Raw genomic sequence first — 23,589 nt, forward strand, 5'->3', positions numbered from 1 at the left:
GGAGGGCTTCTCGCTGATCGAGCTCATCATCGTGGTTGTGATCATCGGCATTCTGGTTGCGATTGCGATTCCGATCTTCATGAACATCCAGAAGCAGGCGGCAGACAACGCGGTCAAGGCTGCGGCCGCGAACGGTGCGACGGCCGCTGCGGCCGCGTTTGCCGGTACCAATGTCTCTGGGGCGACCACGGTGGACCCGAGCACGGCTGCATCTTCGGCTGGTTCGAATGGCATCACGGTACAGATGCGGGCGTCGAGCACCAATGTGAGCAACGTTTGCGTGGATGCGTGGGCCGCCAGCGGCTCCACCTACACAAGCGGCTCGACTTTCCACACTGGTCCGGGCTGCCCGTAATCCCGAGATCGGCCGAGGTGCACCAGTCCGGTGGGGTCTGCAAGACCGATTCCACCGGACTGTGACAACTGCACGGGGTTGGAGCGGTTCATATGCGAGTAACAATGGGGCGGTCCGAGGGAGCAGATTCGGACAAATCGCAGGACGGCTTCTCATTGATCGAGTTGATCGTTGTGGTTGTGATAATTGGTATTCTCGTCGCCATCGCTATGCCGATCTTCATGAACGTCGAGTCAAACGCGCAGACGAACGCTGTCAAGGCCGCCGCCGCGAATGGTGCAGCCGCCGCAGCAGCCTCGTTCGCTCAGGGGTCTTCAGCTCCTACAGATCCTTCGGCCGCCGCCAAAAGTGCAGGCCGCGACAGTATTTCTGTCGACCTGACGTCCGGGACCAACGCCACCGACCTCTGCGTAACCGCTAAGGGCTATGCAAAGATCGCCACTGCTGGCCCTGGGTGTCCGTGAGACTGTCGATTGAACGTGGGTGATGAACGGATGCACAGCAAACTGATAACCACAGACTGTTGACGCGGAATGCTGGCAGGCGGACACTCGCGGGTGGGGATATGTCGGCATCACTGTGGTGACGACGACGTTCTCACTCTGGGGAGTGGGTACTCAAATTGGCTCAGTCAATACGGATGCCTGCTGTCGAATCGGAGCAGTAATTTCACAATACCTGGGGAGTAAGCGCATGCGCGTGACTGTAAGCAATTACATCGATGCTGCGAAGCGGCGGAAGAAGGAAGAGACGGGCGTGGAGGGCTTCTCGCTGATCGAGCTCATCATCGTGGTTGTGATCATCGGCATTCTGGTTGCGATTGCGATTCCGATCTTCATGAACATCCAGAAGCAGGCGGCAGACAACGCGGTCAAGGCTGCGGCCGCGAACGGTGCGACGGCCGCTGCGGCCGCGTTTGCCGGTACCAATGTCTCTGGGGCGACCACGGTGGACCCGAGCACGGCTGCATCTTCGGCTGGTTCGAATGGCATCACGGTACAGATGCAGGCGTCGAGCACTGATGTGAGCAACGTTTGCGTCTACGCGTGGGCCGCCAGCGGCTCCACGTATACGAGTGGGTCGCCGGCGCATGCGGGGCCCGGCTGCCCCTAGGACAGCCGTTAGCCACGTCGATGGGCGGGAGTCCCGTTAGACTGGATTCCCGCCCATTCCAATCCGTAGCTGGGGAGCCGGATGCTGGTGCGAAAGCCCGACGATGAGGGATTCAGCCTCATAGAAGTGATCATCGCGTTCTTTCTGCTCGCGCTGATCGCTGTGGCGATCCTGCCGTCGCTGTACAGTGGCATCCGCTATTCGTCCGAACAGTCTTCGGCCGCTACCGCGACCCGCGCTCTCAACGCGAGGATCGAGCAGCTGCGGAACAATACTTCGGTCGCATGTGCGGATCTCCAGGCGGCGGCGAACCCCGGGACCACGGCAACTGACGGCCGCGGCCGGACTTTTTCCATCACCGGCCCCCTGCCGTCGTGTACGACTTCTACCCATCAGCAAGCCGTGGTCCTGACGCTCAATGCGAAGGACAGCAACGGCTCAGGGCTGGCCACAGTGACTGCGAAGATCTATCTGCCATGACCACGAACAAGGCACCAGACGACGACGGACTCTCACTCGTCGAGCTGATCGTCGTCGTCGTCCTGCTCGGCATCATGGGCTCTGTGATCGCGTTGATCTTCGTCAACTCGTGGCGCGCGCAGAACGACGTCACGACGACGACACAGGCGACGAACAAGGGGCAGCTCGTCGGACAGACCATCGAGCGCGCGGTTCGCAACGGAGTCGCCGCGCAGCTGACCGACGGCGGTTCGAGGCTGTGGGTCCGCACGCCGTACACCGACTCGCGGCAGTGCCAGGTCTTCTGGGTTGATGGCAGCGGGGGCCTCTACGTTGCGCAGGGAACATCCGGTTCGACGCTTTCTTCGCCCTCGGCGTGGGCGACGAACGTCGCGCTGCCGACATCCCCCGCACCTGCACCGGCGACGTTCTTCACGCTGAACGGCCGTACCGTCGTGTATGCGTTCAGCATCCCCACTGCCGCTGCGCCGGTAACGATCACCGGGACGGTTTCACTGAGGACGTCCCCTGGGGCGGGGGGAGGATGCTGGTCATGAGATTCCTGCGCCACGAACACGACGAAGATCCGGAGTCCGGGGTCGCGCTCGTCATGGTCGTCGTTGTGATGCTGGTCGGATTCGTCATCGCCTCCCTGATCGGAGCGAGCCTGCTGTTCACCCTCAAGGCGAATCAAACCAACAAGAGTCAGACCGAAGCCTTCGTGGCTGCCGAGTCCGGCCGCGACGCCATGCTTGCCGCAGTCATGGCGAACGGGTGCACGAAGTCCATTTCCGACTCGTCTACCCCGGTGTACAAGAACGTCTCCGCCCTTTTCGGGTCGGATGCCGCGCACTTGACCGACAACTGTCTCAGCTCGTCCGCGACCGCGACCATCCAGATCACGTCGACCGGCGTTGGGCCGGGCGGCGATCAGACGACCGTCGTGTCGCAGTATCAGCGGTTGGTGACGACGGATCAACAGCCGGGCGGATCGCTCGCGTACTTCTCGGGCACTTTCAAGCTCACCCAGTCGACCTATAAGGGCGATGTCGTCATCCGCGATGGCAATTACACGTGTACGTCTCAGTCGACGATCACAGGGGACCTGTGGGTTCCCCGTGGTGGGGTCGACATCAGCGCGAAGTGCAACGTGAACGGGAATATCTATGCCCGCGATGCGATCCGGATCACAGGATCGCAGACAGTGATCGGGACGCAGACCGACGCGACGACAGGCACGCTCGCCTGCCAGAACTGCACGGCATTCGGCGGCCCATCGGGCCCGCCTAGCGGGATCAGCGTGGACGCCAGCAACTCCGTGGTGTGGAAGGATGTCCTGTCCTCGACCAACATCGATCTCAAGAACACGACGATCCACGGCAATGTCTCGGCCGGGGGTGTGGTCACAACACAGAATTCGACAAGTCCGACACCGACCCAGAACGTCACGCCGTCACCATCTGCCAACGCATTCAACCCGAGCCTCGACGACGTCTATGCAATGACCAACTGGCTCGATATCGGCTTCGACAAGAGCCAGTGGGGGACGAACGTCCAGTGGAAGACGATCGCCGCCGGAAACTGCAGTTATAACGTGTCTAGTGACTTGCAGACGCCTCCCACTGGAGGCAACACCCGGTTCGGGTTCGACTATTCGAACTGCCCGACAAACGTGACGATCACGATGGGAGGTGGCGTGGTGACAGCCTCTGCGGTCTTCCTCGTGCCCGCCTCCGCCATCATGAATGTCAACGTCACGGGCAACGTTTCGAGCGGGTCGCCCGTACCGCAACTCTTCTTCATCCATGCCGATGCAAACCCGACACTTGCGGGGCCGAACTGCGGTCCGAGCCCGACGCAGCCCGTCGACACGTACAACCAGAGCAACAATCTGACTGTCGCGCCGTACTTGATGTTCTATACACCCTGCGGCTTGGGTAACAACTTGAACCAGAATCAGGTCATGTTCAGCGGGCAGTTCTACGCCGCCGATAACGAAACGAGTCCGAACCACTGGGTGCAGCCGAACTTCACGTGCCAGCCGATGGCGTGGACGCCGCTCATCAACCTCGGCTGCTACATCAAGGACGCGGTGTTGAACGGGAACAACGGCACGATCCAGACCACCGTGCATCCTCCCAGCCTGTCCTCGCAGATGGAGCAGTAGTGGCGCCCTTCGCCATCTTCATCGTTGCCTTCGCCGGACTCCTCGGACTCGTCATCGGTTCGTTCCTCAACGTCGTCGCGTACCGGGTTCCGGCGGGGATGTCGATCGTGCCGGCAAGCCGATGCCCGAAGTGCGGTGCCTCGATCCGGGCATGGCAGAACGTCCCGGTCCTGTCGTGGCTCGCGTTGCGCGGGAAATGCGCCGAGTGCGGCGAGGCGATCTCGCCGAGATATCCGGCGGTCGAGCTGGTGACCGGGTTCGCGTTCGCGTTGATCGCGTGGGTTGCCCTGGGAGCATCGGGTTACGACCTTTCGACTCGGTTCGCTCGCTCAACGACCGACATCACCGGCGCTGCATTCTGGCTCGTGCTCGTCGCGTTCCTGTATTTCGCGGCGATCTCGATCGTGCTCACGGTCATCGATCTCGATACGCACCGGCTGCCGAACCAGATCGTCTTGCCGAGCTACCTCGTCGCCGGAATCCTGTTCGCCGCAGCGGCGACGCTCACCAACGACTGGGCCGCATTGATCCGCGCGGCGATCGGCATGGCCGTGCTGTACGCGTTCTACTTCCTCCTGCGCCTCATCCGTCCCGGCGGCATGGGCGGGGGAGACGTGAAGCTCGCGGGTGTCGTCGGGATCTACCTCGGCTGGCTCGGCTGGGGAGCGCTCATCGTGGGGGCGTTCGCCGCGTTCGTCCTTGGCGGGCTCTTCGGGATCGCTCTGATCCTGTTCCGCAGAGCGGGGCGGAAGACGGCCATCCCGTTCGGGCCGTGGATGCTCGCCGGCGCCTGGGTGGGCATCTTCTTCGGACAGCCGCTAGCGAATTGGTATGTCGCAATGCTCTCCGGGACATAGCAACCCCTCGACAAGCTCGAGGACCGAACGTTTACTGGGAAACAAGACCAAGACCTTTGGGGGAGGGCCGATGGCCAAGACAGCCGTAGGCATAGAGATCACCGAAGAGAGCGTGCGCGCTGTCGAGGTCGTCCACGGGCGCAAGCCCATCGTCACCGCCTTCGGGGAGGTCCCGTTGCCCCCGGAGACCGCGCGTGATTCCGAGGTGATCGACCAGGGTGCCGTCGCGGTCGCCGTACGCCAACTGTGGTCGGGCGCCGGAATCAAAGCCCGCGACGTCACGCTGGGCGTCGCCAGTCGCCGCATCCTCGTCCGCGAGTACTCGACGCAGGCGATGCGTCCAGACTTGCTGAAGCAGGCTCTGCCATATCAGGTGCAGGATCTGCTGCCGGTACCCGTCAGCCAGGCGGTGCTCGACTTCTACCCGCTCGGACAGGAAGGCGATCAGGTCAACGGGCTCCTCGTCGCGGCGGTCTCCGAGACGATCGAGCAGATCATCTCTACGCTGGGGCGCGCCAAGCTGCGAGTCGTCGGCGTCGATCTCACGGCGTTCGGTCTCGCCCGCGCTTCGGCCGTCATCGCCAACGCCGGGGCTGCCGTCGCGATGGTTCATATCGGCGACCACACGACCCAGGTCGTCGTGGCGCGGGGCGGGGTACCGTACTTCGTGCGCCTCATCCCCGTCGACGTGCCGACGGCGGCCGCCACGCGAGCGGCTGCTGCAGCGCGGGGACAGCAGGTGCCGATGCCGGCGCCTCCCGCGAACGGCCCCTCGACAGGCTCGGGCACCGGCAATGGAGACGAGCTCGAGGCCATGTTCGCGATGGCGCCGGCGGGGGATCCGCAGGCTACGGGCGCGGCGACTGGTGAAGTGCCTACCGTGCCGATGTCGACCAGCGGCATCCTTCCGCGCACCCGCGGGCAGGCACGGGGCACCGGACCTGACCCGTCGATCAACGACGTCGTCGCACGGGTGCGCTCGACTCTCGCCTTCTATTCCGGGCGCGACGGCGCACTGCCGCTTGCGGGTGTGATCATCAGCGGGGCGGGAGCAGCGGTCCCGGGGATGGCCGGCGCCCTCGCGGCAGCGATTGACATCCCGATCCATGCCGTCGGTGTTGACGCTATTGCACAGATCCGCGGGGCGGTGCCGGCCGGTGAACTCGCGCTCAACCTCGTTTCCACCGTCGGCATCGCACTCGGAGAGGACCGCTGATGGCCCGCCAGCCTGACCTCGTATTCGCGGGGGCGCCCCGAGTCAATCTCATGCCGCGATCGGAGATCGAGCGACGGGAGCGCGAATCGCTGACCCGCAAATGGGTCTGGGGCGTGCTCGGCGCAGTCGTCCTGACGTGCGTCGTCATCGCGGCTGCATACGCGTTCACCCTGGTCGCAAACATCCGTCTCGCCTCGGCTCAGGCGCAGACCAATACCCTGCTGACCGAGCTGGCAGGTCTGTCCGACATCAACAGCGCACTGGCCACACAGAGGGAACTGACTCAATTCCGCGCTGAGGCGATGGGCGCCGACTTCGCCTGGTCTCCTGTCGTCGGAGCCATCGCGGGCGCACTCCCGCCCGGTACCAGCCTGACGGGCTTCAACGTGGTATCCGGGGGTGATCCGGTACCCGGCGCCGACCCGAAGACCGCGGTAGGCCTCAGCGGGACCTACACCGTCGCGAGCGCCACGCCCCTCGACATGGCCGCGACCATCCGCGCGATCCGTGCGATCCCTACCGTGATCTACGCCGACGGCAAGTCGGTGACCGGAGGAGCGACCAAGGGCGGCGACTACCAGTACCAGCTGACGGTGACGTTCAACCAGACCATCTACTCCGGTCAGTACGCGGTGAAGGCGGCCAAGTGATGCCGAAGCAGCTCATCAATCTCATCGGCATCCTCGTCGCCGTCGCCGTCCTCGCGCTCGGGATCTTTCTCGTCGCGATGCCTCTCGCCACTCAGGCGCTCGGAACATTGGCGTCGGCGGATCAGGTGGACCAGACGAACAAGCTCTATCAGGCGCAGGTCGACGCGCTGACGAAGGCGAAGGAGAACAAGGCCGAGACGGATGCGGCTGTCGCCGAGCTACGTGCCCAGATCCCGGCAGTGCCGCATCTCGATGATGTGTTCGCACTCGTGGGGCGGGCAGCGCAGTCCAGCGGCGTGACGATCACCAGCATCGCCGCAGGTACTCCTGCGGCGTTCGTCCCGCCGGTCGGAGCGCAGGCCAACGGACAGCCCGCACCCGTGCCGGCGCCATCGCCGAGTGCGACGGCGAGTGGCATCGTCGGACAGGCGCAGAACGATCGCGACCAGTCGAACGCCCAGACGGCACAGGAGAACGCTGCCACAGGCGCTGCGGCAGGCACCACTGCCCAGCCTGCCGCTCCGGCCCCGTCGACGACGCGCACTCAGATCGGTTTCACGATCACCGTGACGGCCGTGAATCTGGATCAGATCACCGCGTTTCTCGATGCGCTGCGCGAGGGTCCGCGTCTTCTCTCCAACGTCTCGAGTGTCGTCGCGCAGAACAATGGAAGTGCTCAAGCATCCGTCAACGCGCTGACCTTCGTCGACGGAGCGCCGATCGCGACGGGAGCAACGAAGTGATCGACACCGAGCTCAACCGGATGCTGGCGGCCGCGGGCCGACGGCGGGCCTCCGACGTGCACCTGACAGCGAACCGGCCGCCGCTGATGCGCGTCGATGGCGACCTCATGCCCATCCCGGGGTTCGAGGACACCATCACAACCGAGTGGCTTGCGGAGTCGCTGTTCGGCCTCCTGACCGAGCCGCAACGCGCCGCCTTCGACCGGCACGGCGAGGTGGACCTCGCCTACAACGCTCCGGGACTCGCGCGGTTCCGGGTCAACGCGTTCCGGCAGGAGGGGTCGATCGCCGCGGCCCTGCGATTCATCCCGGAGCGCGTCTACACGCTTGAGGAACTCGGCGCCCCCGAGATCTGCCGCGACCTCGCGCTGAAGCCGCGCGGACTAGTCCTCCTCACCGGCCCCACGGGCTCCGGCAAGTCGACGACGCTCACGTCGATGGTGGACATCATCAACCGCACGCGGCCGGCGCACATCATCACGATCGAGGACCCGATCGAGTTCCACCACGCGAGCGCGATGTCGCTCATCCACCAGCGCGAGATCGGTGTCGACACCGCCTCCTTCTCCGAAGCGCTGCGCCGCGTGCTGCGCCAGGACCCCGACGTCATCCTCATCGGCGAGCTGCGCGACCCGGAGTCGATCTCTGCGGCACTGTCCGCGGCGGAGACCGGACACCTCGTCCTCTCCACGCTGCACACGCAGGGCGCGGCGAAATCGATCAACCGCATCGTCGACGTGTTCCCGCACGATCAGCAGGCGCAGATCCGCACGCAGCTCGGCGACACGCTCCAGGGCGTTATCAGCCAGACGCTGCTGCCGATGTCCCAGCGCGAAGGTCGCACGATCGCGACCGAGGTGCTCATCAACACGCCCGCGGTCGCGAACCTCATCCGCGAGGGGCACGTCGCCCAGCTCGTGACGTCGATGCAGGCCGGCACGCAGCTCGGGATGCACACGCTCGACCAGGACCTCAAACGCCTCGTGCAGGACGGAGAGATCGCGATCCAGGTCGCGCGTGCCTTCGCTCAGGACCCGAAGAGCCTCGAGGGCGTCTACGTGCAGGCGCAGGAAGTGGATGCCGAGGGCTGGGCGGAGCACGGCGAACGACAAGTCCCGGTCTGGGGGGTGTGAGATGGCCGTCGTCCAGGAGTTCACCTATCACGCGGTCGACTCCGTGAGTGGAGCGGCCGTCAAGGGAACGCTCGAGGCTTCGAGCGAGGCATCCGTCGTCGCGAAGCTGAAGGCCCAGGGGCTCATGCCCCTCAACATCACTGCCAAGTCGACGACCGGGCTCCACACGCAGATCAACATCCCGAGTCTCAGCGGAACGGTGAGCTCGAAGAACCTCGCGATCTTCTCGCGGCAGATGGCGGCGCTCATCAACGCCGGACTGCCGCTCATGCGGACGCTGAACATCCTGGCCGAGCAGACGCGCGACAAGAAGCTGCAGCCGGCGATCATCGCGGTCGCCGGATCCGTCGAGGGCGGCTCATCCTTCTCCGCCGCACTGGCGCAGCATCCGAAGATCTTCCCGCCGCTCATGATCTCGATCGTGCGCGTCGGCGAGACCGGTGGCTTCCTCGGGGCCGCGCTCGTCTCCATTGCCGAGAACTACCAGAAGGAGGCGGAGCTCCACAACAAGGTCCGCGCCGCAGTCACCTACCCGATCATCGTGCTCATCATCGCGATCATCGGCGTGCTCGTGATGGTGACCTTCGTCGTGCCGGTGTTCGAGAACATGTTCAAGGGCCTCGGCTCGTCATTGCCTCTGCCCACACAGATCCTCGTAAACATCTCACACAACATGTACTGGATCCTGCCGCTCATCGTGATCGTGGTTTTGGTCGCGTGGACGTGGTACATGCGCAACCGTCACACCGATTCGTTCCGGAGGGTGTGGGACCCGATCAAACTGAAGCTCTGGATCTTCGGGCCGCTCACGACGAAGATGGCCGTCGCCCGGTTCACCCGGAACCTCTCGATGATGCTGTCGGCGGGTGTGCCGATCATCCAGGCGCTGTCGATCGTCGGGCAGGCGTCGAACAACTGGAAGATCGAGCAGGCGGTGCGCGACATCCAGGACTCGATCCGTGCCGGCAAGTCGTTCTCTGTGCCGCTCGCGAACGCACAGGTCTTTCCGCCGATGGTCCCGCAGATGGTCGCGGTCGGGGAGGAGTCGGGCACGCTGTCCGACATGCTCGCCAGCATCGCCGAGTTCTATGAGGACGAGGTCGCGACCGCCACCGAGCAGCTCTCCTCGACGCTCGAGCCGATCCTGATTGTGCTCCTGGGCGTCGTCATCGGCTCGATGGTCATCTCGCTCTACCTGCCGATCTTCACCCTGTACGGCGACCTCGCCAAGCAACACTAAAGCATCGGTCCCACCTTCACTCGCGAGGGTGTACTGGTTTCCAACGAGTGCACCCTCGCGAGGCAGGGGCCGACCCATCCGGGGTCACCGGAAAGATCCGTGAGATCACGGATGCCGCACACCCGCGCGCGGCGCGATCATTCGAGCATGGCCGGACCCGGGCGCGCTGCGAAACCGCGTTTCGTCGACGCTCTGAAGCATCACGACCTCCGCATCCTCGCGCTCGCCTTCATCGCCGACGGCGGCGCGACGTGGGCGTACAACGTCGTGCTCATCTCCTACGTCTTCGAGCGCACGCATTCGGCGGGCTGGATCACCGCGCTCGTCACCGTGCGGTGGGTCGTCGGGATGCTGTGCGGCGGATATGCGGGCGTCCTCGCCGACCGGTACGACCGGCGATCGGTCCTCATGGTCAGCGCGAGCCTCGCCGCCGTCGTCACGCTCGGGATCGCCGCGGTCGTGGCGTTCAACGCCCCGCTGTGGGCGCTGCTGATCAGCGTCGCGGTTCTGACCGCCGTGTGCTCGCCGGTGCGACCGGCATCCGGCGCCCTCATTCCGGAGTCCGTTCCGGAGTCCGATCTCGTGGCGGCGAACGCTCTGTTCGCGCTGCTCGAGAGCGTGATCGTGGTCCTCGGCCCCGGCATCGGAGCTCTCCTGCTCCTCACCGGCGAACCCGTGTACGGCGTGCTGATCAACACCGTGAGCTACCTGGTCGCGGCGCTCCTGTATCGCGCGCTGCGGGTGCGCTCGCGCGGCAGTGCGGAGGCGGGCGGCGGCGCTCTCACCCAGTGGATCTCGGGAGTGTCGGCGCTCGGGCACCATCGCAAGGCGCTCGTGCTCACGATGTTCCTCGTGCTCGACTCCGCCGCGGCGAACGCGGCGAACGTGCTCATGCCGTCGCTCGCGCAGCACCTCGGCGGGGGTACGACCGGCTACGCTCTGCTCCTCGCTTCCAACGCCCTCGGAAGCGTCGTCGTCGCGGCGCTCGCCCAGCGGCTCACCGGATCGAGACGCCTGACGCTGCTCATCATCGGCGCGCTGTTCCTCCAGTGCGTTCCGCTGTGGCTCAGCGTGTTCGTGGGCACCGTCCCGAACGCGATGCTGCTGCAGCTGATCAGCGGAGTCGGGATGGTGATCGTCGACGTCCTCGCGTTCACCACCCTCCAGCGCGACCTGCCGCGCGACGTGCTCGGGCGCGTGCTCGGCACGGTCGACGTGCTGATCCTCGCGAGTGCCGTACTCGCCTCCATCATGGGCAGCTGGCTGCTCGCCCAGTTCGGGATCGCCTGGGCGCTCGGCGTCATCGGCCTCGGCTTCCCCCTGCTGGGTCTGTTCGGACTGCCGGTGCTGCGCCGGCTCGACCGCGACATGGCGCAGAAGGCCGCGCGCCTGGAGCCGGTCACCCGCATCCTCGAACGCCTCGACCTGTTCGCCGGTGCTCCGCGGAGCCTCCTCGAGCACCTCGCCGAGGATGCGGAGGAGCGCACCGTTCCCGCGGGCGAGACGATCATCCGTCAGGGCGACCCGTCCGACGCGCTGTGGATCCTCACCGACGGGACCCTCGCGATCAGCGCCGTCCGCGACGACGGCGTCTCCGTGGAGCTCCCCGATGTCGAAGCGCCCGGCTACGTCGGGGAGCTCGGGCTCCTGAACGGCACCGTGCGCTCCGCGACGGTCACCACGGCCACCGAGTGCGAGATGCTCCACATCCCCGGCACCGACTTCAGCGAGGCGCTCGAGGCCGCCACGCCGTCGCCGTCGATGCTCGACCGTGCCGGTGTGCGGACCGCGCGGACGTCGGTGATGGCACCGCCGGTCGCGGGCGTCGCGGGGGAGTGAAGCGGCTCACACCGAACGCCTCACACTGAACGCCTCACACCGAGCGCCTCACACCGAGACGCGCAGCACCTCTTCGATCGTCGTGAGGCCTTGTGCGGCCTTCGACCAGCCGTCGTCGCGGAGGGCGATCATGCCCTGAGCGAGCGCGAGCTCGCGCATCTCGGTGCCGGTCGCCCGGCCGACGATGAGCTGCTCGACCTCGTCCGTCAGCGGCATCACCTCGTGGAGCGCGAGGCGTCCGCGGTACCCGGTTCCGGAGCACGAGTTGCACCCGACGGCGCGGAACAGCTGATGTCCCTCGATGAGGTCGGCAGGCATCCCGAGCCCCATCAGCACGTCCGGCGTCTCGCTGAGCGGCTCGCGGCAGCGGGTGCACAGACGCCGGGCGAGGCGCTGGGCGATGACCGCCGAGAGCGCCGTCGCGACGAGGAACGGCTCGGTCCCGATCTCGGTGAGACGCGTGAGTGCGGAAGGGGCGTCGTTCGTGTGCAGCGTGGAGAGCACGAGGTGCCCGGTGAGCGCCGCCTCGATCGAGATGACCGCGGTCTCCTGGTCGCGGATCTCGCCCACGAGCACGACGTCGGGGTCGGACCGCAGGATCGACCGCAGTGCGGTGGCGAAGGTGAGCCCCGCGCGGTTGTTGACCTGCACCTGGTTGATGCCCGGGATCCGGTACTCGACCGGGTCTTCGACGGTGATGACGTTGATCCGCGGGTTCGCGACCGTGCGCAGCGCCGTGTACAGCGTCGTCGACTTGCCGGACCCGGTGGGCCCGGTGACCAGCACCATCCCGTGCGGGCGGCCGATCGCCGCGCGGAACAGCGACTCGTTGTGCTGGGAGAACTTCAGATCGCCCATCGACATGGCCTGGCCGGAGTTGTCCAGGATGCGCATGACGATCTTCTCGCCCCACACCGTCGGCAGCGTCGCGACGCGGAGGTCGACCTGGCGACCCTCGTGCGTGACCGAGAGGCGGCCGTCCTGCGGGCGCCGGCGCTCGGCGATGTCGATCGCCGACATGATCTTCAGGCGCGAGATGATGCCGTCCTGGATGGCCCGGTCGGCCCGCTGCATCTCGTGCAGCACGCCGTCGATGCGGAACCGCACCGTGAGGTAGCGCTCACCCGGCTCGATGTGGATGTCGCTCGCGCGGTCGTTGATCGCCTGCGTGATGAGGAGGTTCACGAAGCGCACGATGGGCGCGTCGGCATCCCCTTCCTCGAGACTCTCGGTGAACACGACGGTGGATGCCGCGGCCGACTCGCCGATCTGCTCCGACAGGTCGCTCAGCTCGTCGTCGCTGCGGAGATACCGCTCGAACGCCTGCGCCAGGGCGTCGGCAGCCGCCACGACCGGATTGATCCTGAGGTCGGTGATCGACGCGACGTCGTCGATCGCGATGATGTCGGTCGGATCGAGCATCGCGACCTTCAACTGGTCGCCCGAGCGCTCGATCGGCAGCATCTGGTACTTCCGGCACAGCGTCCCGGGCACGAGGCCGATGACATCCGGCGTGATCGTCAGCAGACCGATGTCGACGTACCTGTGACCCGTGTTGAGCGCCACCGCCTCGGCGACCTGCGCATCCGTCGCAAGGCCGCCGGCCACGATCGCCCGCGCCAGTTCCGGCCCGTCGCCCACCTCGGCCAGCGCCGCCGACATGTCAGCGGCGCGAACCGCCCCCGTCAGCACGAGCGTCTGTGCAAGTCCACGCATGGAATCCCCATTCCCCAGGGTGCCATCCTATGGGCGGGCGCGGAAGCGGGTCCGCGAACCGCACCGGGAATCCCCATTCGGAAGACTTTCGCAGGGCTCTTCCGCGCGGGTCCGCGCGGGGCGACAATGTGCGCATGACCACCTATCTGCTGCTGTACAAGGCCGACCCCGCTGCCGTCGCAGCGATGCCCGAACCGACGCCCGAGGAGGGCGCCGCCATGAACAAGGCCTGGATGGACTGGGCCGCGAACGCCGGTGACGCCCTCACCGACTTCGGCAACCCGACCAAGGCCGTCTCCGACGGCGCCGACGACTGGGTGGGCGGATATTCGCTCATCGAGGCCGAGTCGCCCGAGGCCGTCGAGGTGCTCCTGACGAGTCACCCACACCGCGCCATGGGCGGCGTCATCGACGTCTACGAGGCGGTGCCCCCGCCCGGGATGTAGAAACGGAGGAAGGCCGGGTCCCGTGGGATCCGGCCTTCCTGTTGTCGACGACCTTCCCTGCCCCCGGAACAGGAGCATTCGCCGGAACAGGTCGATCCGGCGCGGATGATCCTGTATTCGCCGAAGCTCCTGTTTCGGGCGGACGCGTCAGGACGCGAAGGCGATGAGTCCGAGCTCGACGTCGGAGACGAGTTGCGGATGCGCCGGCACGACCCGGACCGTGTAGCCGAATGAACCGGTGATATCGAGCGCCTGGCGGCGGGAGAAGATCGTCAGTCCGTCGGGGCCGGCGGGGCCCGTGGCCTCGAGGCGCGCCATGCGGCGGTCGGCGCCGAGGTCGTCGTCCTCGTCGATCCGCCCGTAGACGAGCTCCACGGCGACGTCATCCGGGGAGAGGCCGTCGAGCGCGACGCTCGCGTGCACCTCGAGCACGTCGCCGGCCTGCGCCTGCTGCGGGATGCCGGTGCCATCCACGTTGGCCACACGCACGGCCGGCCACGCGGTCCGCACCCGGGCGATGAAGGCGGCGAGCTCTCGCGCCTGCGCGAAGCCGTCCGCGCGGAGTGCCGCGTCATGGGCCGCCGCCGGAACGTACAGCGACTGAACGTAGTCGCGCACCATCCGGTCGCTCGTCGCCTTCTTGCCGAGCTCGGTCATCGTGTGGCGCACCATCCCGAGCCAGCCGGTGGGGATCCCCGCCTCCCGGTCGTAGAACGCCGGGGCGAGCTGATGCTCGATGAGGTCGTAGAGCGCGGCCGCCTCGACGTCATCCCGCTCCTCGTCGCTCGCGGCGGTGTCCGCCGTCGGGATCGCCCAGCCGTTGCGGCCGTCGAACCACTCGTCCCACCAGCCGTCGAGGATCGAGAGGTTGAGGGCGCCGTTGAGCGCGGCCTTCATCCCGGACGTGCCGCACGCCTCGAGCGGACGCAGCGGGTTGTTGAGCCACACGTCGCAGCCCGGGTAGAGCGTCTTCGCGAGCGTGATGTCGTAATCCGGCAGGAAGACGATCCGGCCGCGCACCTTCGGGTCACGGCTGAAGCGCACGAGCTGCTGGATGAGGATCTTCCCGGAATCGTCGGCGGGATGCGACTTCCCGCCGATCACGATCTGCACGGGTCGCTCGGGGTCGGTGAGCAGGCGCGTGAGACGCTCGGGGTCGCGTAGCATCAGGGTGAGGCGCTTGTACGTCGGCACGCGGCGCGCGAATCCGATGGTCAGCACATCCGGGTCGAGGAGGTCCGACATCCAGGCGGGGGTGACGGCGTCGCCGGTGGATGCGGCGACCCTCCGCCGCGCCTCGGCGACGAGCTCCGCCTTCATCTCCTGGCGGACGCCCCACAGCTCGGCGTCGGAGACGCGCGACGCGTCGGTCCAGTCGTGGGTGGCCGTGTGGGAGTCGCCGAACCGCTCTTCGCTCAGAGCCTTGAGGCGAGCGTGCACCCACGTCGGGGCGTGCACACCGTTCGTGATCGAGCCGATCGGCACCTCATCGGTGTCGACCCCCGGCCACAGCTGACCGAACATCCCGCGGCTGACCTTGCCGTGCAGGAGCGAGACGCCGTTGGCGTGCTGGCCGAGATGCAGGCCCAGAACCGCCATGTTGAAGACGCCCTGGTCGCCGCCCGGGTAGTCCTCGAGGCCGAGCGACAGCGCGCGCGCCGGGTCGATGCCGGTGAACAGGCTGCTCGCGAGGAAGCTCTCGATGAGATCGCGCGGGAACCGGTCGATGCCGGCCGGCACGGGGGTGTGGGTGGTGAAGACGGTGGATGCGCGCACCTGCGCGAGCGCCTCGTCGAAGCTCAGACCGTTCTGCGTCGAGAACTCCGCCATCCGCTCGAGGCCCTGGAACCCCGCATGCCCCTCGTTGGTGTGGAAGACGTCGGGCTGCGGGCGCCCGGTCAGAGCCGAGAACGCGCGCACGGCCCGGACGCCGCCGACGCCGAGGAGGAGCTCCTGCAGCAGACGGTGCTCGCCGCCGCCGCCGTAGAGCCGGTCGGTGACGCGGCGCATCTCGTCGGTGTTCGACGGGGTCTCGGCATCCAGCAGCAGCAGCGGAACGCGACCGATGTCGGCGATCCAGATGCGCGCCGACAGCCGGCGGTCACCGGGCAGGTCGAGGGTGATCTCGACGGGCGCGCCGTCGTGGTCGCGCAGGAGCGTGAGGCCGAGGCCGTACGGATCGAGCAGCGGGTAGCTCTCGCGCTGCCAGCCGTCGTCGCCGATCGACTGACGGAAGTAGCCCGAACGGTAGAACAGGCCGACACCCGTGAGCGGCACGCCCAGGTCGCTCGCACTCTTCAGGTGATCGCCGGCGAGGATGCCGAGCCCGCCCGAATACTGGGGGAGCGAGCCGTCGACGCCGAACTCGGGGGAGAAGTACGCGATGTGCGCCGGCTTGTCGCCCTCGAGCTGCTGGAACCAGCGGTCGCCGGTCAGATAGCCGCGCAGACTCTCCGCCTCGGCCTGCACGCGCGCGACGAACTCGGGGTCCGCGGCGAGCTCGTCGAGGCGCTGCTGGCCGATGGCCCCCAGCATCCTGACCGGGTTCTCCCCGATGCGCGACCACAGCTCCGGGTCCATCGAGGCGAACAGGTCGCGCGGTGTGCGCGACCACGACCAGCGGAAGTTCGCTGCCAGTGCGTCGAGCGGCGCGAGCGACTCTGCGAGGACGGGACGGATGGTGAACGTGCGGATGGCCTTCACACGGCGAGTCTAGGGGAAGAGTGGAAGCGCTTGCACCCGTCGAGTCCTCCACGCCCAGTGACGGGTGCGGCACTAGGCTGACGCCAGGAGGTAGAGATGGCCATCGCACGACTTTCCGGGGGACCGCTCGACGGACAGATCATCCCGCTCGAGCCCGGTGTCTCGGACTCGCTCATCGTCCCCTACGGCGAGGGGCAGCTGATCTACCGGCGCGCCGGCTCCGACGCCAACACGGGCGACCACGACGGTCCGACGGAGGCGCGCTTCGTGTTCGACGAGGCCACGGAGGACATCAATCCCGATCCCGACGGCCGGGATGAGTGAGCCGACCCATTCGGTAGAGGTCGAGCGCAAGTACGACGTCGAGGCCGACACGGTCCTGCCGGACTGGATGCGGCTGCCCCGCGTGACGGCGGTCGGCGCGCCGGAGCTGCGGCCACTGGACGCGACCTACTTCGACACGGCCGACCTGGCGCTCGCGCGGTCGGCGATCGCGCTGCGCCGTCGCACCGGCGGCCCCGACGAGGGCTGGCACGTGAAGACCTCGGCCGCGGACGGCCGCCACGAATGGCACTGGCCGCTGGATGCGCCGAGCGATGAGATCGTCGTGCCTGATGCGCTCGTGCAGGCACTCGCCCCGTACGCCGCCCCGCCGTTCCTGCCGCTGGCCCGCATCCGCAACGCCCGCACGGCCTACGCCCTGCTCGACGCATCCGGCGCCCTGGTCGCAGAGGTCGTCGACGACCGCGTGACCGGCCGCGCCGAGCGCACCGGCGCCGAGGACTCGTGGCGCGAGTGGGAGGTCGAGCTCGGCCCCGCGGCCCCCGAGGACGTCGCGGCGTTCTTCGCCGCGGCCGACGAGCTCGTCGCGGCCGCAGGCGGGCGACCCGCGACATCCGGTTCGAAGCTCCAGCGCGTCCTGTCAGCCTGACGCGACATCAGCGACTCCCGCCGACGCGGGCCGCGTCGCGTCGCGTGTCGTCGGGAGTCGCTGACGTCGGGGAGGCGCGCAGATCGAGACGCGAGCCCGCGTTAACGACTCGACGCCGCCCCCGGCTTCGGTCGGGGCGGCGTCGAGCGACAAGCGAGAGCTTAGAGGTTGATCATGTGTCCCGAAAGACCGTGGAACGCCTCCTGCAGCGCCTCCGACAGCGTCGGGTGCGTGTGCACGTTGCGCGCGGCCTCGAGGGCCGTGAGGTCCCACTTCTGCGCAAGCGTGAGCTCGGGCAGCAGCTCCGAGACGTCCGGGCCGATCATGTGGGCGCCGAGGAGCTCGAGGTGCTCGCCGTCGGCGATGACCTTCACGAAGCCCACCGGCTCGCCGAGGCCGTTGGCCTTGCCGTTCGCGGAGAACGGGAACTTCGCGACCTTGACGTCGTAGCCGGCGTCGATCGCCTGCTGCTCGGTGAGGCCGAACGACGCGACCTGCGGGTTGCAGAAGGTCGCGCGCGGCATCATGCGGTAGTCGCCGAGCGTCATGGTCTCGGCTCCGCCGATGGTCTCCGCGGCCACGACGGCCTGTGCCTCGGCGACGTGGGCGAGCTGCAGCTTCGCGGTGACGTCGCCGATCGCGTAGATGCCCTCGACGTTCGTGCGCATGTGGTCGTCGATGTCGATCGCGCCGCGCTCGGTGACCGTGACGCCCGTGTTCTCCAGGCCGAAGCCGGTGACGTTCGGCGCGAAGCCGATCGACATGAGGACCTTGTCGGCGTCGATCTGGCCGGCGGTGCCGTCCTGAGCGGTGTACGTCACCGACACGCGATCGCCGTGGTCGGTGACCGACTCGACCTTCGTCGAGGTGAGGATCTCGACGCCGAGCTTCTTGTACTGGCGCGTGATCTCCTTCGAGACCTCCTCGTCCTCGTTGGGGAGGGCGCGGGGGAGGAACTCGATGATCGTGCACTTCACGCCGTAGTTGCTGAGCACGTACGCGAACTCCATGCCGATGGCGCCGGCGCCCACGATGACGATCGACCCGGGCAGCTCGCGCGTGAGGATCTGCTCCTCGAAGGTCACGACGTTCTCGCTGAGCTGGACGCCCGGCAGGAGGCGCACCGTCGAGCCCGTGGCGATGATGGCGTTGTTGAAGGTGACGCGCTCGGACCCGCCGCCGTTCAGCGCGACGTCGATCGTGTGGGCGTCGACGAACGTGCCGCGGCCGTCGTACTCCGTGACCTTGTTCTTCTTCATCAGAAAGTGGATGCCCTTGACGTGGGTCGCAGCGACCGTGCGGCTGCGGTCGAAGGCGACGCCGAAGTCGAAGTGCACGTCGCCCGAGATGCCGAAGAGGTCGGCCTTCGCGTGGAACGTGTGGGCAAGGTCGGCGTTCTTCAGGAGCGCCTTCGAGGGGATGCATCCGACGTTGAGGCACACACCGCCCCAGTACTTCTCTTCGATGATCGCGACGGAGAGGCCGAGCTGTGCGCTGCGCACGGCCGCGACGTATCCGCCGGGGCCCGCGCCAAGGATGACGACGTCGTAGTGAGGCATACCATCTAGCCTATCGGTCGGAATCCGGCTCCGAGCGGCGGGCGTCGGGCCTCCGAGAGCGCAGTGCGCGCAGCAGGACGACGACCGCTCCGACGAGCGCAGCGAACAGCGCAGTCAGGATCACGAGGAGCGGGATGACGTCTCCGACGCCGGATGCGGTGGGCGGGGGAGTCGGCTCCCACGCAGGCGGTGCCGCGGCATCCTCCGCCGGCGTGGTCGCTGTCGGAGTCGGAGTCGGCGTGGGTGTCGGTGTCGGGGCGGTTCCGGCGACCGTGAAATGGAACTCGCCACTCGTCGGATGCCCGTCAGGGGTCACCACCTTGTAGAGCACGTCGACGGGTCCTGCCGCGGTCCCGGTGAGCTGTTGCGTGACGACCGTTCCCTCGACATGCGGCTTTCCCACGGTCAGGGAGCCGCCCGCGGCATCCGTCACCTGCACGAACGTGATGCCGTCGCCGGGAAGGGGCGCTTCCGTGAAGGTGAGGGTGATCTTCTCCGGGAGGGTCGCGAGCGAAGCTCCCGCTGCGGGGTCCGTGGAGACGAGATCGGCGTGCGCGGATGCGGGCGCCGCCGCCCCCAGCACGGCAAGCACGGCGAGCGCGACGGATGCCGCGGCCAGCCGCATCCGACGAGCTCTCCCTGATCGCACCGTCCGAGCGTAATCCGACCCTTCCGCCCGCGCGGACACGCGCCTACCATGGGCGGCATGCGGCGGGAGCGCCCTCCTGCTGCCCGAGAGAACGGAGGGGGCATGGACGCGATGATGATGGGCATGATGTCGCAGGACATGATGTCGATGCCGGGCATGGACGCAGACATGGACATGGTCCTCATGCAGGCCTGCATGGACGCGTGTTCGGCGTGCGAGCAGGCGTGCACGGTGTGCGCCGTGCAGCTCATGGACGGGTGTTCGCCCGCCTGCATGAACTGCGCCGACATGTGCAACACCATGATGCGCGCGATGATGCGGATGCAGGGCATGACCCCGGCGAGCATGATGGCGATGCTCGACGCCTGCATGGCGATGTGTCAGACGTGCATGGACGAGTGCATGGAGCACGCCGACATGAGCGCGGTCTGCAAGATGTGCGCTCAGGCCTGCCAGGCGTGCATGGATGCCTGCATGGCGGTCAAGAACTCGATGATGATGGCGGCCTGAGGGTCGCCATTCACACGTCTGCGGGTCAGATGTCGCGCAGGACGTTGAACCGGCGGCGCCCGTCCGCGAGCACGTGGTAGCGCCCGTGCAGTGCGACCGGCGCCCCGGGCGTCAGTTCGCGTGCCGCGCCGGCTCCGTTCCACACGAGGATGGGGGCGGCGTCGGCGATGGTGCGCAGCACGAGAGTGCCCGCCTCCGGGTCTACGGCCTCGACGACCGCGTCCACCCACTCGGACGGCGTGGCCGATGCGAGACGCGCCTGGATCAGGTGCACGGCGTGTCCGGGGTCGAACGACGAGCAGGTCGATCCGTGGTCGCACATGCACGCAGCACGCTCACGCACCTCGAGGGGCGGGATGGGGCTGCGCGAGGTGGACACGGATCGCTCCTTTTCACTAGGGTCGTTTACTCACACCAGGCTAGGGCGGGGGGCCGGCCGGGTCACGTCGAGCGACACAGGCCGAAACACTCCGCCACGATGGGTGGCAGGCGATGGATGCGGGTCACGTGCGGCTTCCGCCGCTGAGGCGATCCGATAGTCTGAAGGAGAGGGAGGGCGACGTGGACGAGAACCGCCAGACGGACCCCGGAGGAATCCGGCGGTCGGCCGACAGCGGGCCGGGTCCGCTCAACGACACGACGCAGACATTCGGGCACGAGTCCGACCTGTCGTTCGTCCCGTTCGGCTCCGACCTGACAGAGGCCGAGCTCGCGGCCATCGAAGCGCTGCCGAGCGGCTCCGCGCTCCTCATCGTGCGGTCGGGACCGACCGCCGGAGCGCGCTACCTGCTCGATGCCGACGTCACGACCGTGGGTCGTCATCCCGAGGCCGACATCTTCTTCGACGACGTCACGGTGTCGCGGCGACATGCCGAGGTCACCCGCGAGGGGACATCCTTCGAGATCGTCGACCAGCGTTCGCTCAACGGCACCTACGTCAACGGCGAGCGCGTCGATCGCTCGGCCCTCGTCAACGGCGCCGAGGTCCGCATCGGCAAGTTCCGCCTGAACTTCTTCGTGTCGCCCGCAGACCTCCAGCAGGCACCGAGCTCCTGATGTCCGCGTTGCAGTCAGGCGGTCGCGGGGGGGCGGCAGCCGGCGGACGCGCCGCACTTCTGAGCATCGGCCAGGTGCTCGCACGGCTCGGACCTGAATTCCCGAAACTGACCAGCAGCAAGCTGCGCTTCCTCGAGGTGCAGGGGATCGTGACGCCCCGGCGCACGGAGTCGGGGTACCGCAAGTTCACGCACGAGGATGTCGAGCGCCTCCGTCTCGCGCTGACTCTTCAGCGCGACCACTATCTCCCGCTCGTCGTCATCCGCGAGTACCTGGACGACCTCGACGCAGGGCGCGAGCCTGCGCCACTGACGCCGCCGTCGATCGTGCCGGCACCGCGGCGCTATCGCCGGGAGGAGCTGCTGTCCGCGTCCGGAGCGACGCCGCAGCTGCTCAACGACGCCGTGAGCACGGGCGTGCTTCCGGCCGCCGAGACCTACGACGACCAGCACCTCGCGACGCTGCGCACGCTCGTCGCGCTCGATCGGCACAGCATCGAGCCCCGCCACGTGCGCACACTCGTGCAGTCCGCAGAACGACAGGCGGCGCTGGTGGCATCGGCGCTCGCGCCGCTGCTGCGGCGCACCGACGCCGCATCCCGCGCGAAGGCCAGTGAACTGGCGCCCGAGCTGTCGAATCGGCTCGACGAGCTGCGCTCGATCTTCGTGCGCGCAGCCGTCGATCGCATGCTCGGCTGAGCCGTCCAGGCCGACACGCCGAGGTGCGGGGTCGTTGTCGGAGGGGCATCGCTCCTCTACCGTTGAAAGGGTCGAATCCAGTGGGGGGAGGAGCGCGGAATGAGTGCTGGTGACGCATCGGGCGAACCGCAGTTCGTCGACGATCTTCTCTTCACCGACGGCCTGCCGTTGATGGACTCCACTGTGGGCTATCGGGGTGCGGAAGCCGCTCGCGCGGCGGGCATCACCTACCGCCAGCTCGACTACTGGGCGCGCACCGAACTCGTCGAGCCCACGGTGCGCGGAGCGAACGGGTCCGGGTCCCAGCGCCTCTACGGCTTCCGCGACATCCTCGTGCTGAAGCTCGTCAAGCGACTCCTCGACACCGGCATCTCCTTGCAGCAGATCCGCACCGCGGTCGATCAGCTGCGCGCCGCCGGCATCCGCGATCTCACCGGCACGACGCTCATGAGCGACGGGGCGTCGGTCTATCTCTGCACGTCCAACGACGAGGTCATCGATCTCGTCAGCCGCGGCCAGGGCGTCTTCGGCATCGCCGTCGGCAAGGTCCTGCGCGAGGTCGAGACGAGCCTCGTCGAGTTCGACCCGCAGGTGCTCGACGCGGTCGACGAGCTCGCCCAGCGCCGCGCCCAGCGCACCGCCTGATCCACGGACGAAGAAGCTTCCGGCGAACCGGGGGCTTTCTCAGTCTGGGTGGCTCAGACGCCGGTGGGCGTCTCCGGAGCGGGGATCCGGCCGGTGCGCATGACGCGGTCCAGCAGCGCGTCGAAGTCGCCCGCGAGCTCCTGAGCGGAGTCGCCGGGCCAGATGTGCAGCGGCTTCGCCGCGCCCTGCGCCTGCTGCAGCGACGTGCGCTCTGGCAGCTGTGGGGAGAGGACGAGCGGGCCGAACATGTCGCGCAGCTCCTTGATGCGGAACTGGTGCTCGATCGACTGGGGACGCACGCGGTTGACCACGATGCCGAGAGGCTGCAGACGGGGCGAGAGTCCGCGGCGGATCTCCTCGATCGCGCGGAGGGCACGGTCGGCCGCAGCCACGGAGAACAGACCCGGCTCCGTCACGACGACGACGCGGTCGCTCGCCGCCCACGCGGTGCGCGTGAGGGCGTTCAGCGACGGCGCGCAGTCGATGAGGACGAGGTCGTAGTCGGCCTCGACCGCGGCGAGCGCCTCCTCCAGCTTCCACACGTCCCGCACACTCGGGTGCGGTCCGTCGAAGTTGATGGCGGACGGGCTGCCGATCATGACGTCGATCGTCCCCGGGTGGACCTTGGTCCAGCCGCTGGAGGTGATCGCCTGCCGGACGGTCTTCTCCTTCGGGTTCGCGAGAACGTCGGCGACGTTCAGGCGACCCGCGACTTGGATGTCCATTCCTGTGGACACGTCGGACTGCGGGTCGAGGTCGACGACGAGCGTGCGGACACCACGGGCGAAGGCCGCCGACGCGAGTCCGAGAGTCACGGTCGTCTTGCCGACACCGCCCTTGAGCGAGCTGACGGAAAGGACGTGCACGAGGCTCTACGTTACCGTCCCCTAGGCTGTGAGCACAC

General features: G+C 67.4%; 26 protein-coding genes. 20 read left to right on the plus strand and 6 right to left on the minus strand.

The window, feature by feature from the left end; genetic code table 11:
• The 13 genes from QSV35_RS18735 to QSV35_RS18795 form a co-directional block, all read left to right on the plus strand.
• On the plus strand, positions 1-355 hold a 355-nt coding region (locus QSV35_RS18735), incomplete at its 5' end, for a prepilin-type N-terminal cleavage/methylation domain-containing protein (RefSeq protein WP_286290462.1).
• 104 nt (positions 356-459) lie between these two features.
• A complete protein-coding gene (locus tag QSV35_RS18740) occupies positions 460-819 on the plus strand; it encodes a prepilin-type N-terminal cleavage/methylation domain-containing protein (protein ID WP_286290463.1) in 360 nt (119 codons plus the stop codon).
• A gap of 229 nt (positions 820-1,048) precedes the next feature.
• Positions 1,049-1,468, plus strand: coding sequence for a prepilin-type N-terminal cleavage/methylation domain-containing protein (locus QSV35_RS18745; RefSeq protein ID WP_286290464.1), 420 nt, complete (start codon positions 1,049-1,051; stop codon positions 1,466-1,468).
• An 81-nt stretch (positions 1,469-1,549) separates the two neighbouring features.
• A complete protein-coding gene (locus tag QSV35_RS18750; protein WP_286290465.1) occupies positions 1,550-1,948 on the plus strand; it encodes a type IV pilus modification PilV family protein in 399 nt (132 codons plus the stop codon).
• Entirely contained in the window at positions 1,945-2,484 is a 540-nt protein-coding gene (locus tag QSV35_RS18755) for a prepilin-type N-terminal cleavage/methylation domain-containing protein (protein ID WP_286290466.1), read from the plus strand. The genes QSV35_RS18750 and QSV35_RS18755 overlap by 4 nt, the downstream gene beginning before the upstream one ends.
• Positions 2,481-4,094, plus strand: coding sequence for a hypothetical protein (locus QSV35_RS18760; protein WP_286290467.1), 1,614 nt, complete (start codon positions 2,481-2,483; stop codon positions 4,092-4,094). The genes QSV35_RS18755 and QSV35_RS18760 overlap by 4 nt, the downstream gene beginning before the upstream one ends.
• Positions 4,094-4,951 (plus strand): prepilin peptidase, encoded by an 858-nt coding sequence (locus QSV35_RS18765; RefSeq protein WP_286290468.1) that lies wholly within the window; start codon positions 4,094-4,096, stop codon positions 4,949-4,951. Before QSV35_RS18760 ends, QSV35_RS18765 begins: the two co-directional genes overlap by 1 nt.
• Before the next feature lie 70 nt (positions 4,952-5,021).
• A complete protein-coding gene (pilM, locus tag QSV35_RS18770; RefSeq protein WP_286290469.1) occupies positions 5,022-6,167 on the plus strand; it encodes a type IV pilus biogenesis protein PilM in 1,146 nt (381 codons plus the stop codon).
• On the plus strand, positions 6,167-6,817 hold the full coding sequence (locus QSV35_RS18775) for a hypothetical protein (RefSeq protein WP_286290470.1): 651 nt from the start codon (positions 6,167-6,169) through the stop codon (positions 6,815-6,817). Before pilM ends, QSV35_RS18775 begins: the two co-directional genes overlap by 1 nt.
• Positions 6,817-7,560: a hypothetical protein gene (locus QSV35_RS18780; protein WP_286290471.1), complete on the plus strand. Its 744-nt coding sequence runs from the start codon at positions 6,817-6,819 to the stop codon at positions 7,558-7,560. The genes QSV35_RS18775 and QSV35_RS18780 overlap by 1 nt, the downstream gene beginning before the upstream one ends.
• Positions 7,557-8,693: a type IV pilus twitching motility protein PilT gene (locus QSV35_RS18785; RefSeq protein WP_286290472.1), complete on the plus strand. Its 1,137-nt coding sequence runs from the start codon at positions 7,557-7,559 to the stop codon at positions 8,691-8,693. Before QSV35_RS18780 ends, QSV35_RS18785 begins: the two co-directional genes overlap by 4 nt.
• A gap of 1 nt (position 8,694) precedes the next feature.
• Entirely contained in the window at positions 8,695-9,933 is a 1,239-nt protein-coding gene (locus QSV35_RS18790; protein WP_286290473.1) for a type II secretion system F family protein, read from the plus strand.
• A gap of 147 nt (positions 9,934-10,080) precedes the next feature.
• Positions 10,081-11,772: an MFS transporter gene (locus QSV35_RS18795; RefSeq protein WP_286290474.1), complete on the plus strand. Its 1,692-nt coding sequence runs from the start codon at positions 10,081-10,083 to the stop codon at positions 11,770-11,772.
• Positions 11,773-11,820: 48 nt separating this feature from the next.
• Here the strand turns inward: QSV35_RS18795 and QSV35_RS18800 are convergent, their stop codons facing one another.
• Positions 11,821-13,488 carry a GspE/PulE family protein gene (locus QSV35_RS18800; RefSeq protein WP_286290476.1) on the minus strand — a complete coding sequence of 556 codons (1,668 nt, stop codon included), beginning with the start codon at positions 13,486-13,488 and terminating at the stop codon, positions 11,821-11,823.
• Between the two features lie 134 nt (positions 13,489-13,622).
• Here QSV35_RS18800 and QSV35_RS18805 point away from each other — a divergent pair, with 134 nt between their 5' ends.
• Entirely contained in the window at positions 13,623-13,934 is a 312-nt protein-coding gene (locus QSV35_RS18805) for a YciI family protein (protein WP_286290478.1), read from the plus strand.
• A 147-nt stretch (positions 13,935-14,081) separates the two neighbouring features.
• On the opposite strand, the gene glgP is transcribed toward QSV35_RS18805, so the two are convergent.
• Positions 14,082-16,637: an alpha-glucan family phosphorylase gene (gene glgP / locus QSV35_RS18810; protein ID WP_286290479.1), complete on the minus strand. Its 2,556-nt coding sequence runs from the start codon at positions 16,635-16,637 to the stop codon at positions 14,082-14,084.
• Between the two features lie 96 nt (positions 16,638-16,733).
• Between glgP and QSV35_RS18815 the strand changes: the two genes are divergently transcribed.
• Positions 16,734-16,961: a response regulator gene (locus tag QSV35_RS18815; protein ID WP_286290480.1), complete on the plus strand. Its 228-nt coding sequence runs from the start codon at positions 16,734-16,736 to the stop codon at positions 16,959-16,961.
• Positions 16,954-17,568: a CYTH domain-containing protein gene (locus QSV35_RS18820; protein WP_286290482.1), complete on the plus strand. Its 615-nt coding sequence runs from the start codon at positions 16,954-16,956 to the stop codon at positions 17,566-17,568. The genes QSV35_RS18815 and QSV35_RS18820 overlap by 8 nt, the downstream gene beginning before the upstream one ends.
• Before the next feature lie 161 nt (positions 17,569-17,729).
• Here QSV35_RS18820 and lpdA read toward each other — a convergent pair whose 3' ends face one another.
• Both lpdA and QSV35_RS18830 read right to left on the minus strand, forming a co-directional pair.
• The gene (gene lpdA, locus QSV35_RS18825) at positions 17,730-19,127 is read right to left on the minus strand and encodes a dihydrolipoyl dehydrogenase (protein ID WP_286290492.1); all 1,398 of its coding nucleotides are present in this window, start codon (positions 19,125-19,127) and stop codon (positions 17,730-17,732) included.
• Between the two features lie 10 nt (positions 19,128-19,137).
• Entirely contained in the window at positions 19,138-19,776 is a 639-nt protein-coding gene (locus QSV35_RS18830; RefSeq protein ID WP_286290493.1) for a copper resistance CopC family protein, read from the minus strand.
• Positions 19,777-19,878: 102 nt separating this feature from the next.
• On the opposite strand from QSV35_RS18830, the gene QSV35_RS18835 reads away from it, so the two are divergent.
• Entirely contained in the window at positions 19,879-20,286 is a 408-nt protein-coding gene (locus QSV35_RS18835) for a four-helix bundle copper-binding protein (protein WP_286290494.1), read from the plus strand.
• A gap of 25 nt (positions 20,287-20,311) precedes the next feature.
• Here QSV35_RS18835 and QSV35_RS18840 read toward each other — a convergent pair whose 3' ends face one another.
• The gene (locus tag QSV35_RS18840; protein WP_286290497.1) at positions 20,312-20,665 is read right to left on the minus strand and encodes a hypothetical protein; all 354 of its coding nucleotides are present in this window, start codon (positions 20,663-20,665) and stop codon (positions 20,312-20,314) included.
• A 182-nt stretch (positions 20,666-20,847) separates the two neighbouring features.
• Between QSV35_RS18840 and QSV35_RS18845 the strand changes: the two genes are divergently transcribed.
• The 3 genes from QSV35_RS18845 (at position 20,848) to QSV35_RS18855 (ending at position 22,685) form a co-directional block, all read left to right on the plus strand.
• Entirely contained in the window at positions 20,848-21,342 is a 495-nt protein-coding gene (locus tag QSV35_RS18845; protein ID WP_286290498.1) for an FHA domain-containing protein, read from the plus strand.
• Positions 21,342-22,040 carry a transcriptional regulator FtsR gene (gene ftsR / locus QSV35_RS18850; protein WP_286290500.1) on the plus strand — a complete coding sequence of 233 codons (699 nt, stop codon included), beginning with the start codon at positions 21,342-21,344 and terminating at the stop codon, positions 22,038-22,040. The genes QSV35_RS18845 and ftsR overlap by 1 nt, the downstream gene beginning before the upstream one ends.
• Before the next feature lie 99 nt (positions 22,041-22,139).
• Positions 22,140-22,685, plus strand: coding sequence for a MerR family transcriptional regulator (locus QSV35_RS18855; protein WP_286290501.1), 546 nt, complete (start codon positions 22,140-22,142; stop codon positions 22,683-22,685).
• A 53-nt stretch (positions 22,686-22,738) separates the two neighbouring features.
• Here the strand turns inward: QSV35_RS18855 and QSV35_RS18860 are convergent, their stop codons facing one another.
• Positions 22,739-23,551 carry a ParA family protein gene (locus QSV35_RS18860; protein WP_286290502.1) on the minus strand — a complete coding sequence of 271 codons (813 nt, stop codon included), beginning with the start codon at positions 23,549-23,551 and terminating at the stop codon, positions 22,739-22,741.
• Positions 23,552-23,589: the final 38 nt, after the last annotated feature.

The organism is Microbacterium candidum, from assembly GCF_030315975.1.
Classification (GTDB): domain Bacteria; phylum Actinomycetota; class Actinomycetes; order Actinomycetales; family Microbacteriaceae; genus Microbacterium; species Microbacterium candidum.